This is a genomic window from Streptomyces neyagawaensis (genome assembly GCF_023516595.1).
GTDB classification, from domain to species: Bacteria; Actinomycetota; Actinomycetes; order Streptomycetales; family Streptomycetaceae; genus Streptomyces; species Streptomyces neyagawaensis.
In genome coordinates this window covers 1-11,257 of sequence record NZ_JAMGBG010000009.1, presented here as the reverse complement: position 1 = coordinate 11,257, position 11,257 = coordinate 1, and the positions used below count along the sequence as shown (strand labels likewise).

Annotated in this window: 7 protein-coding genes and 2 pseudogenes; all 9 read left to right on the top strand. The window is 72.4% G+C overall.

Going from position 1 to position 11,257, the window contains the following annotated elements; genetic code table 11:
- Nucleotides 1-741, top strand: a pseudogene (locus M8J73_RS05045) (ATP-binding cassette domain-containing protein); the annotation flags it as partial.
- Nucleotides 742-926: 185 nt separating this feature from the next.
- Nucleotides 927-1,946, top strand: a complete 1,020-nt coding sequence (locus M8J73_RS05040) for an ABC transporter permease (RefSeq protein WP_055540968.1) — start codon at nt 927-929, stop codon at nt 1,944-1,946.
- Between the two features lie 36 nt (nt 1,947-1,982).
- A complete protein-coding gene (locus M8J73_RS05035) occupies nt 1,983-3,020 on the top strand; it encodes a substrate-binding domain-containing protein (protein WP_055540967.1) in 1,038 nt (345 codons plus the stop codon).
- Between the two features lie 118 nt (nt 3,021-3,138).
- Nucleotides 3,139-4,419, top strand: coding sequence for a Gfo/Idh/MocA family protein (locus tag M8J73_RS05030; protein WP_055540966.1), 1,281 nt, complete (start codon nt 3,139-3,141; stop codon nt 4,417-4,419).
- A gap of 14 nt (nt 4,420-4,433) precedes the next feature.
- Nucleotides 4,434-5,438 carry a sugar phosphate isomerase/epimerase family protein gene (locus M8J73_RS05025; RefSeq protein ID WP_055540965.1) on the top strand — a complete coding sequence of 335 codons (1,005 nt, stop codon included), beginning with the start codon at nt 4,434-4,436 and terminating at the stop codon, nt 5,436-5,438.
- 177 nt (nt 5,439-5,615) lie between these two features.
- Nucleotides 5,616-8,108 carry a PQQ-dependent sugar dehydrogenase gene (locus tag M8J73_RS05020; RefSeq protein WP_055540964.1) on the top strand — a complete coding sequence of 831 codons (2,493 nt, stop codon included), beginning with the start codon at nt 5,616-5,618 and terminating at the stop codon, nt 8,106-8,108.
- 9 nt (nt 8,109-8,117) lie between these two features.
- On the top strand, nt 8,118-9,509 hold the full coding sequence (locus M8J73_RS05015; RefSeq protein WP_055540963.1) for a ThuA domain-containing protein: 1,392 nt from the start codon (nt 8,118-8,120) through the stop codon (nt 9,507-9,509).
- Between the two features lie 147 nt (nt 9,510-9,656).
- Nucleotides 9,657-11,018, top strand: coding sequence for an inositol-3-phosphate synthase (locus M8J73_RS05010; RefSeq protein ID WP_249828292.1), 1,362 nt, complete (start codon nt 9,657-9,659; stop codon nt 11,016-11,018).
- Nucleotides 11,015-11,257 (top strand): annotated as a pseudogene (locus tag M8J73_RS05005) (sugar phosphate isomerase/epimerase); the annotation flags it as partial. The gene M8J73_RS05010 and the pseudogene M8J73_RS05005, both read left to right, overlap by 4 nt.

Here is an 11,257-nt window from a genome sequence, read left to right as displayed (position 1 = left end):
GAGGCCACCGCGCCCGTCCTTCAGGTGCGGGGGCTCGCCCGTGACGGGGAGTTCGAGGCCCTCGACCTCGACGTCCGGCCCGGGGAGATCGTGGGCCTCGCCGGACTCGTCGGCTCCGGACGCTCCGAGATCCTGGAGACGATCTACGGCGCCCGCAGGCCCTCCGCGGGGGAGGTCCGCGTCGACGGACGGCCGCTGCGGACCGGCAGCGTACGGGCCGCCGTACGCGCCGGGCTCGGACTCGCTCCCGAGGAACGCAAGGCGCAGGCGCTGCTGATGCTGGAGTCGGTCACCAGGAACGTGTCGGTGTCGACGATGTCCCGCTTCGCCCGCGTCGGCTGGATCGACCGGGGCGCCGAGTACCGGGCAGCCCGCGCCGCGACCCGCGAGCTGTCCCTGCGCCCCGACAACACCTCAGTCCCCGTCCGCACCCTCTCCGGCGGCAACCAGCAGAAGGCGGTCCTCGCCCGCTGGCTGCTGCGCGGCTGCCGGGTGCTGCTATTGGACGAGCCTACCCGGGGCGTCGACGTGGGTGCTCGCGCCGAGCTGTACGCGGTGGTGCGGCGCCTCGCCGACGAGGGCCTCGCCGTGCTGCTGGTCTCCAGCGAGGTGCCCGAAGTCCTCGGCCTCGCCGACCGCGTGCTCGTCCTGCGCGAGGGCCGGGTCGTGCACACCGCGCCCGCCCGCGAACTCGACGAACACCGCGTCCTCGACCTCGTGATGGAAGGAAGCCCCGTGGCAAGTGCAGCCAGCCCCGCCGGTGCGGGCAGTCCGGCGACCCGCACGGGCGGTCCGGTGACCGGCACGGGCGGTCCGGTGACCGGCACGGGCGGTCCGGTGACCGGCACGGCCGGCCCGGCGACCGGTGCGGCCGACCAGGTGTCCGGCGTCACCGGCCCGGCGACCGGCGACGGGAGGCCGGCGTCATGACCCAGCACGCCTCCCCGCCCCGCGACGGCACCGACAAGGTGACCCCGGTCGCCGAACCGCCCGCCTGGCGCACCGTCCTCTTCCGCGCCGACGTCCGCACCCTCTCCCTCCTCGGCGTCCTCGCCGCACTGATCGTCATAGGCGGCCTCACCAGGCCCGACGAGTTCCTCGACACCCGCAACCTCCAACTCGTCCTCACCCAGGCGTCCGTGATCGGTGTCGTCACCGTCGGCATGACCTTCGTCATCACCTCCGGAGGCATCGACCTGTCGGTGGGCGCGATCGTCGCCCTGGCCTCCGTGTGGGCGACCACCGTCGCCACCCAGGAGTTCGGCTTCGCCGGCATCCTCTTCACCGCGGTGATCGTCGGTGTCGGATGCGGCATGGTGAACGGGCTGCTCATCGCGTACGGCGGGATGGTCCCCTTCATCGCCACCCTCGCCATGCTCGCCTCCGCCCGCGGGCTCGCCCTCCAGATCACCGACGGCAAGACCCAGATCGTCGAGGTGCAGGGCGTCCTCGACCTCGGGGAGCGCGACGCGTACGTCCTCGGCATCCCGCCCCTCGTCCTGGTCTTCGCGGTCGTGACGGTCATCGGCTGGCTCGTGCTGAACCGCACGACGTTCGGCCGACGCACCGTCGCCGTCGGCGGCAACGCGGAGGCCGCCCGGCTCGCGGGCATCGACGTCCGCCGTCAGCGCCTCTACCTCTATCTGCTCTCCGGGCTGTGCTGCGGCATCGCCGCGTTCCTGCTGATCGTGCTGTCCGGCTCGGGCCAGAACACCAACGGCAACCTCTACGAACTCGACGCCATCGCCGCCGCGATCATCGGCGGGACCCTGCTCACCGGCGGCCGGGGCACCATCACCGGCTCCGTGCTCGGCGTCCTGATCTTCACCACGATCACCAACATCTTCGCGCTGAACAACCTCCAGAGCGACGTCCAGCAGATCGCCAAGGGCGCGATCATCGTCGCCGCGGTCCTGGTCCAGCGACGCACGGCCAGCACGACCTGACCCACCGAAGAGTCCCCACCGGAAAGGTCCACCGCCATGCCACAGTTCCCCAGCCGCAGAGGACTGCTCCTCGGGACCGCCGCCGTCTCGGCCGGCACCCTCCTCGTCGGTTGCACCAGCAACGACACCGGCGACAAGGCGGCCGCCGACAAGCAGCCCGCCGCCGACGACAAGCCCGGCAAGGAAGTGACCATCGGCTTCGCCGGCCCCCAGGCCGACCACGGCTGGCTCAACGCGATCAACGACAACGCCAAGAGCCGCGCCGAGCGGTACGAGGACGTCACCCTGGAGATCACCGAGGGCTCCAACGACACCGCCCAGCAGATCGGGCAGATCGAGACCCTCATCAACAAGAAGGTCGACGTCCTGGTGGTCCTGCCCGCCGACGGCAAGGCCCTGACCCAGGTCGGCCTCAAGGCCATGCGCGCCGGCATCCCCGTCGTCAACCTCGACCGGATCTTCAACTCCCCGCAGGCGTACCGCTGCTGGATCGGCGGCGACAACTACGGCATGGGCCTCAACGCCGGGCACTACATCGGCGAGAAGCTCAAGGGCAAGTCCGACGCCCGCGTCATCGAACTCGCCGGCCTCGACAACCTGGAACTCACCAAGCAGCGCACCCAGGGCTTCGACGACGCCCTGAAGAACTACCCCAACATCAAGAAGGTCGCCCGCCAGGCAGCCGAGTTCACCGTGGAGTCCGGGCAGGCCAAGATGGCCCAGCTCCTCCAGGCCCAGTCGAAGTTCGACGCGCTCTGGAACCACGACGACGACCAGGGTGTGGGCGCGCTGCGCGCCATCGAGCAGGCCGGACGCGACGACTTCCTCATGGTCGGCGGCGCGGGCGCCCTCTCCGCCTTCCAGGCCATCGAGAAGGACGACGGTGTCCTCAAGGCGACCGTCCTCTACCCGCCGACCATGGCCGCCTCCGCGATCGACCTCGCTCGCGCCCTCGGCCAGAGCAAGGGCATAGGCGGCCTCGCCGAGTTCGAGATCCCGTCCTCGCTGACGCTCTACTCGGCCGTCGTCGACAAGGACAACGTCGACCAGTACATGTCCACCGGCTTCAAGTGACGGCTCCCGCCGGACGGGCCCGACCGGACCGACCACCGGGAGCCGGCAGCCACGGCTCCCGGAGATCCGGGCAGTGCCCCACCCCCCACCGCGCCGCGACCACGAGGAGGACACACGCATGGGACAGCCGCAGCAGCCCGACCAGGCCGAGGCGGAGGAGGCAGGGACCCCAGGGTCCGGCACCGGCGCCGGGACCTGGCCCGCCGGGCTCGCCGGCGGGGCCGGCAGACCGCCGCTGCGGGTCGGCATGGTCGGGTACGCGTTCATGGGGGCCGCGCACTCGCAGGGCTGGCGCACCGCGGGACGGGTCTTCGACCTGCCGCTCAGCCCGGTGCTCGCCGCGGTGTGCGGACGCGATCGGGACGCCGTGCGGGCCATGGCCGACCGGCACGGCTGGGCCACGACCGAGACCGACTGGCGGGCCCTCGTCACCCGCGACGACATCGACCTCGTCGACATCTGCACCCCTGGCGACAGCCACGCCGAGATCGCCCTCGCCGCCCTGGCCGCGGGCAAGCACGTGCTCTGCGAGAAGCCGCTCGCCAACACCGTCGAGGAGGCGGAGGCCATGACGGCCGCGGCCGAAGAGGCCCACGCACGCGGCCAGGTGGCGATGGTCGGCTTCAACTACCGCCGGGTGCCCGCCACCGCGCTGGCCCGGCGCATGGTCGCCGAGGGGCGGCTCGGCGCGCTGCGCCACGTACGGGTGACCTACCTTCAGGACTGGCTCGTGGACCCGGAGTTCCCGCTGACCTGGCGGCTGCGCAAGGAGTCGGCCGGTTCCGGGGCGCTCGGCGACCTCGGGGCACACATCGTCGACCTCGCGCAGTACCTCGCCGGGGAGCCGGTCATCGGGGTGTCGGCGCTGACCGAGACCTTCGTACGGGAACGCCCCCTGCCCGCCGGGGCGTCCAGCGGGCTGGCGTCCACCGGCGGCTCCACAGCGCGCGGTGCCGTCACTGTCGACGACGCCGCCCTGTTCACCGGCCGCTTCGCCTCCGGCGCGATCGCCTCCTTCGAGGCCACCCGCTTCGCCACCGGCCGCAAGAACGCCCTGTGCATCGAACTCAACGGTGAGCGCGGTTCGTTGGCCTTCGACCTGGAGCGGCTCAACGAGCTCATGTACCACGACCACACCGAGCCCGGCGCCCACGCCGGCTTCCGCCGCATCCTCGTCACCGAGTCCGACCACCCCTACCTGGACGCCTGGTGGCCGCCGGGCCACGGCCTCGGCTACGAGCACACCTTCGTCCACCAGGCCCGCGACCTGATCCACGCCGTCGCGGCGGGCGAGCGGCCCGCCCCGTCCTTCGCGGAAGGACTCCAGGTGCAGCGTGTGCTCGCGGCGGTCGAGGAGAGCGCCGAGAAGAACTCCGTCTACACCCCCACCGCGGTCTGAGGAGGCCCCGCACCATGCCGCGCACCTTCACGCTCTTCACCGGCCAGTGGGCCGACCTGCCCCTCGAAGAGGTCTGCCGCCTCGCCCGCGACTTCGGCTACGAGGGACTCGAACTCGCCTGCTGGGGCGACCACTTCGAGGTCGACAAGGCGCTCGCGGACCCGTCGTACCTCGCCTCCCGGCACCAGCTCCTCGAGAAGTACGGCCTGAAGTGCTGGGCCGTCTCCAACCACCTCGTCGGCCAGGCCGTCTGCGACGCCATCATCGACGAACGCCACCGGGCCATCCTGCCCGCCCGGATCTGGGGCGACGGCGAACCCGAGGGCGTACGGCAGCGGGCCGCCGCCGAGATGGCCGACACCGCGCGGGCCGCCGCCGCCTTCGGCGTCGACACCGTCATCGGCTTCACCGGCTCCGCGATCTGGCACCTGGTCGCCATGTTCCCGCCCGCCCCCGAGCCGATGATCGAGCGCGGCTACGAGGACTTCGCGACCCGCTGGAACCCGATCCTCGACGTCTTCGACGCCGAGGGCGTGCGGTTCGCCCACGAGGTCCACCCGAGCGAGATCGCCTACGACTACTGGACCACCCAGCGCGCCCTGGAGGCGGTCGACCACCGGCCCGCCTTCGGCCTCAACTTCGACCCCTCGCACTTCGTGTGGCAGGACCTCGACCCGGTCGGCTTCCTGTGGGACTTCCGCGACCGGATCTACCACGTCGACTGCAAGGAGGCCCGCAAGCGCCTCGACGGCCGCAACGGCCGCCTCGGCTCGCACCTGCCCTGGGGCGACCCGCGCCGCGGCTGGGACTTCGTGTCCGCCGGCCACGGCGACGTGCCGTGGGAGGACGTCTTCCGGATGCTCCGCTCGATCGGCTACCAGGGCCCGATCTCCGTCGAGTGGGAGGACGCCGGCATGGACCGGCTCCAGGGCGCCCCCGAGGCCCTCACCCGCCTCAAGGCGTTCGACTTCGAACCGCCGTCGGCCTCGTTCGACGCGGCGTTCGGCGGCAACGACTAGTTCCACTCCGGCCGGGAGTCCCCGCACGGGACTCCCGGCCCGGCCCCCGGCCCAGCCCATCGGGCCGGCTGTCCGGCAGGGCCCCCACCGCCCTGCCGTGTCTCCGGGGTGACGGCGCACCCCGGCGTACCGCACACACCCGCACCGTACGACCAAGCCCCTCCTTGGAGGCCTTTCGTGCACCCGTACGACGACAACAGACACCCCACCAGCCCCTTCAGACGCCGCAGAGTCCGCGGGCCCCTGGCTCTGCTGAGCGGTCTGCTGCTCGCCGGCGCCTCGCTCTCGCTGACCTCGCCCGCCGCCGGAGCGGCCGAGGCCGCCCCACGGGCCACCGCGGCCGAGGACTTCCAGCAGGTCACCCTCGCCAAGGGCGAACCCGAGGTCGGCGAGCCGATGTCGCTCGCCGTGCTCCCGGACCGCTCGGTGCTGCACACCTCCCGCGACGGCGAACTGCGGCTGACCGACGCGGCCGGCAACACCCGCCTCGCCGGCAAGCTCGATGTGTACTCCCACGACGAGGAGGGCCTCCAGGGCATCGGCGTCGACCCCGGCTTCTCCGACAACCGCTTCATCTACCTGTACTACGCGCCCCCGCTGAACACCCCGGCCGGGGACGCCCCCGAGACCGGCACCGCCGCCGACTTCGCGCCCTTCGACGGCGTCAACCGCCTGTCCCGCTTCGTCCTGAAGACGGACGGCACGCTCGACAAGGCCAGCGAGAAGAAGATCCTCGACGTGCCCGCCTCGCGCGGCATCTGCTGTCACGTCGGCGGCGACATCGACTTCGACGCGGCGGGCAACCTGTACCTGTCGACCGGCGACGACAGCAACCCGTTCCAGTCGGACGGTTTCACCCCCATCGACGAGCGCGCGAACCGCAACCCGGCCTTCGACGCGCAGCGCACCTCCGCCAACACCAACGACCTGCGCGGCAAGATCCTGCGCATCAAGGTCAACGCCGACGGCTCGTACGCCATACCCGACGGCAACCTGTTCGCGCCCGGCACGGACAAGACGCGGCCCGAGATCTACGCGATGGGTCTGCGCAACCCGTTCCGCTTCAGCGTCGACAAGAAGACCGGCATCCTCTACGTCGGCGAGTACGGCCCCGACGCGGGCGCCGCCAACCCCTCGCGCGGCCCGGCCGGCCAGGTCGAGTTCGCCCGCGTGACCAAGCCCGGCAACTTCGGCTGGCCGTACTGCACCGGCAAGAACGACGCCTACGTCGACTACGACTTCGCCACCGGTGCCTCCGGCGCGGCCTTCGACTGCGCGGCGCCGAAGAACACCTCCCCGAACAACACGGGCCTGACCGAGCTGCCGCCCGCCGAACCCGCGTGGATCCCCTACAACGGCAACTCCCTGCCGGAGTTCGGCGACGGCTCCGAGTCCCCGATGGGCGGCCCGGTCTACCACTACGACGCCTCCCTCGACTCCCCGGTGAAGTTCCCCGAGGCCTACGACGGGGACTTCTTCGCCGGTGAGTTCGGCCGCCGCTGGATCAAGCGCATCACCAGCGACGCCGACGGCACCGTGCGCTCCATCGCCGAGGTGCCCTGGGCGGGCACCCAGGTGATGGACATGGCCTTCGGCCCGGACGGCGCGCTGTACGTCCTCGACTACGGCATCTCCTGGTTCGGCGGCGACGAGCACTCCGCCCTGTACCGCATCGAGAACGCCACCGACGGCCACTCGCCGGTCGCCCAGGCCGCCGCCGACCGCACCTCCGGCCAGGCGAAGCTCAAGGTCCGCTTCTCCTCCGCGGGCACCAGCGACCAGGACGGCGACGCCCTCACCTACAGCTGGGACTTCGGCGACGGTTCCACGTCCACGGCGGCGAACCCGGCGCACACCTACAAGAAGAACGGCACCTACACGGCGACCGTCACCGCGAAGGACCCCTCCGGCCGCACCGGCAGCGCCAGCGTGCGGATCGTCGTCGGCAACACCGCGCCCAAGGTGACCCTCGAACTCCCGCAGGACGGGCAGCTGTTCGCCTTCGGTGAGGCCATACCGTTCAAGGTCAGGGTCAGCGACCCGGAGGACGGCCGGACCATCGACTGCGCCAAGGTCAAGGTCACCTTCGTCCTCGGCCACGACAGCCACGGCCACCCGGTGACCTCCGCCAACGGCTGCACCGGCACCATCCAGACCAGCGCCGACGGCGGCCACGACGAGAACGCCAACATCTTCGGGGTCTTCGACGCCGAGTACACCGACGGCGGGGGCGGCGGCCAGGACCCGCTGACCACCCACGACCGGCACGTCGTCCAGCCCAAGCACCGCCAGGCCGAGCACTACGGCGACTCCTCCGGGATCACCGTCCAGTCGAAGCCCACCGCCCACGGTGGCAAGACCGTCGGGGACATCTCCCAGGGCGACTGGATCTCCTTCAAGCCGTACGTCCTGTCCAACGCCACGAAGATCACCGCGCGGATCTCCTCCGGGGGCGCGGGAGGCAAACTGGAGGTGCGGGCGGGTTCGCCCACCGGCCGGCTGCTCGGCAGCACCACCGTGCCGGTCACCGGCGGCTGGGAGAACTTCCAGGACGTCACCGCGAACCTGACCAGGGCCCCGCGCGGCACCACAACGCTCTACCTGGTGTTCAAGGGCAGCGGCTCCGGCGGACTGTTCGACGTGGACGACTTCACGTTCACGACGAGGTGAGGGGCGACCATGCGAATGAACGGACGTATGGCGACGGCCGCGATCGGCGCCGCCCTGCTGATCGGCTGCGTCTCGGGACCGGCCGTGTCCGATGAGGCGGCCGACGCCGGTACGGCACACGGCTCCGGCCCGGCCCGGGTGCTGGTGTTCTCCAAGACCGCCGGCTTCCGGCACGACTCCATCCCCGAGGGCATCACCGCCGTACGGGAACTGGGCGCCGCCCACGGTTTCCGGGTCGACGCCACGGAGGACGCCGGCGCCTTCACCACCCGCAACCTCGGCCGGTACGCCGCCGTCGTCTTCCTCTCCACCACCGGCGACGTCCTGAACCCGGCCCAGCAGACCGCCTTCGAGCGCTACATCGGACGCGGCGGCGCCTACGTCGGCATCCACGCCGCCGCCGACACCGAGTACGACTGGGCGTTCTACGGCGGACTCGCGGGCGCGTACTTCCAGTCGCACCCCGCGATCCAGCCCGCGACGGTCGACGTCGAGGACCACTCCCACCCGGCCACCGCCTCACTGGGGGCGACCTGGAACCGCACGGACGAGTGGTACAACTACCGCTCCAACCCCCGTGAACGGGCCCATGTCCTCGCCTCGCTCGACGAGTCGTCGTACAGCGGCGGCACCATGAACGGCGACCATCCCATCGCCTGGTGCCAGAACTACCGGGGCGGCCGCGCCTTCTACACCGGGGGCGGCCACACCAAGGAGTCGTACGCCGAACCCGCCTTCCGACAACACCTGCTGGGCGGCATCCGGTGGGCGATCGGCGAGGTCCAGGCCGACTGCCGGCCGGAGAACGGCTACCGCCCGCTGTTCGACGGCACCTCCCTGGACGGCTGGCGGCAGGCCGGGCCGGGCTCCTTCGAGCGCGGCCCCGACGGCACGCTCACCTCCAGCGGCGGCATGGGCATGCTCTGGTACGCCGACCGCAGCTTCGGGTCGTACTCCCTGAAGCTCGACTGGAGGATGGACGGCGCCTCCGGCGACGACAACTCGGGGGTGTTCGTGGGCTTCCCACCCTCGGACGACCCGTGGTCGGCCGTGAACAACGGCTACGAGATCCAGATCGACGCCACCGACGTACCCGAGCGGACCACCGGGTCCGTCTACGGCTTCCGCTCCGCCGACCTCAGGAAGCGCGACCGCGCCCTGAACCCGCCGGGGGAGTGGAACACGTACGAGATCCGCGTGGAGGGCGAGCGCCTGCGCGTCTGGCTCAACGGCGTGCGGATCAACGATTTCACCAACACCGATCCGGCCCGGAGCCTCAGGGACGGTCACCTCGGCATCCAGAACCACGGTGCCGGCGACCGGGTGTCCTTCCGTGACGTCCGGATCAAGGAACTGCCCGCGCGGACCGCCGGCACGGCGGCCCCGCCCTCGGGCGACTGAACGGCGGCGGGCGGGGGACGCCGGACCTCCGCCCGCCGCCTCCCCCTCCCGGCGCACCCACGTTCCGCCGTGCCGCATTCCGGTGCCTGCCAGGTCCGCCCGGCGCGTCCGGGTCCCCGCACCACGTGCTCGACAAGGAGGCTGCCCATGTCCGCGTCCCCGTCCGTGTCCGTGCCGGGTTCCGCGCCGCGTGTCGGCGTCTGGCTGATCGGGGCCCGCGGCTCCGTCGCCACCACCGTCGTCGCGGGCTGCGCGGCCCTCACGGCGGGCCTGCACGCCCCCACGGGCATGGTCACCGAGACCCCCCTCTTCGCGGGCGCGGGGCTTCCGCCTCTCGCGTCCCTCGTCTTCGGCGGCCACGACACCACGGACTGTCCCCTGCCCAAACGCGCCGAGGCCCTCGCCGCGGGCGGCGTCCTGCCCCACGGTCTGCCCGAGGCCGTCGCCGCCGAACTCGCCGCCGCCGACGGCGAGATCAGGTCCGGCGGCCCCCTCCCCGGCGACATACGGACTCCCGACGAGCTGATCTCCGCCTTCACCGCCGACCTCCAGGACTTCGTACGACGCCGGCGCCTCACCCGCGCCGTCGTCGTGAACGTGGCCTCCACGGAGCCCGCGCCCACCGGCACCGCCCCGCCGCCCAGCTCCCTGTACGCGGCGGCCGCCCTCCGCGCCGGCTGCCCCTACGTCAACTTCACCCCGTCGACGGGCCTGGACCACCCCGCCCTGGCCTCCCTGGCGGAGTCGGCGGGCGTGCCCTGGGCGGGCCGCGACGGCAAGACCGGCCAGACCCTGCTCCGGGCGGTCCTCGGCCCGATGTTCGCCCAGCGGGCGCTGACCGTCCGGGCCTGGTCCGGCACGAACCTCCTCGGCGGCGGTGACGGTGCCGCCCTCGCCGACCCGGCGGCCGCCGCCGCCAAGAACGCCGGCAAGGAACGCGTCGTGACCGACACCCTCGGCACGGCCCCCGAGGGCGAGACCCACATCGACGACGTCCCCGCGCTCGGCGACTGGAAGACCGCCTGGGACCACATCGCCTTCGACGGCTTCCTCGGCACCCGCATGGTCCTCCAGACCATCTGGCAGGGCTGCGACTCCGCGCTCGCCGCGCCCCTGGTCCTGGACCTCGCCCGCCTCCTTGCCCGCGCCCACGAGGCGGGCCTCACGGGCCCCCTGCCCGAGCTGGCCTTCTACTTCAAGGACCCGACGGGCGAGGCCCCGTCGGCGCTGGGGGAGCAGTACGCGATGCTGGCGGGGTTCGCGGAGCGGCTGCGGACCGGGGGGCGGGACCTGTCGTCGGCCGCCGCGGTGGCCGACGACCCTCTTCCCGCCGGGCCGGAGGACGGGCCGTCGGTGGCTGGGCGCGGGCCGGGGAAGACGCCCCCGTCAGGGCCGCGCCGACCGGGCGGACCGGGACCGCGCCAGGTACGTGATCCGGGACCGCGCCAGGGACGTGAACCGGGACCGCGCCAGGTACGTGATCCGGGGCCGCGAGGTGAGGCCCGATGACTGCCCGGACCACGCCCCTCGCCTTCGGCTACGGCACCAACGGTCTCGCCGACCTGCGGCTGGACGACGCCCTCGCCCTCCTCGCCGACCTCGGTTACGACGGCGTCGGGCTGACCCTCGACCACATGCACCTCGACCCGCTGGCCCCCGGCCTCGCGGCCCGCACCCGGCGACTCGCACGACGGCTCGACGCCCTCGGCCTGGCCGTCACCGTGGAGACCGGCGCCCGCTACGTCCTC

Excerpts from the sequence above, each read along its gene's own strand:
- M8J73_RS05030 (WP_055540966.1), top strand. The coding sequence starts at position 3,139 with ATGGGACAGCCGCAGCAGCCCGACCAGGCCGAGGCGGAGGAGGCAGGG.
- M8J73_RS05015 (WP_055540963.1), top strand. The coding sequence starts at position 8,118 with ATGCGAATGAACGGACGTATGGCGACGGCCGCGATCGGCGCCGCCCTG.
- M8J73_RS05025 (WP_055540965.1), top strand. The coding sequence starts at position 4,434 with ATGCCGCGCACCTTCACGCTCTTCACCGGCCAGTGGGCCGACCTGCCC.
- M8J73_RS05010 (WP_249828292.1), top strand. The coding sequence starts at position 9,657 with ATGTCCGCGTCCCCGTCCGTGTCCGTGCCGGGTTCCGCGCCGCGTGTC.
- M8J73_RS05035 (WP_055540967.1), top strand. The coding sequence starts at position 1,983 with ATGCCACAGTTCCCCAGCCGCAGAGGACTGCTCCTCGGGACCGCCGCC.
- M8J73_RS05040 (WP_055540968.1), top strand. The coding sequence starts at position 927 with ATGACCCAGCACGCCTCCCCGCCCCGCGACGGCACCGACAAGGTGACC.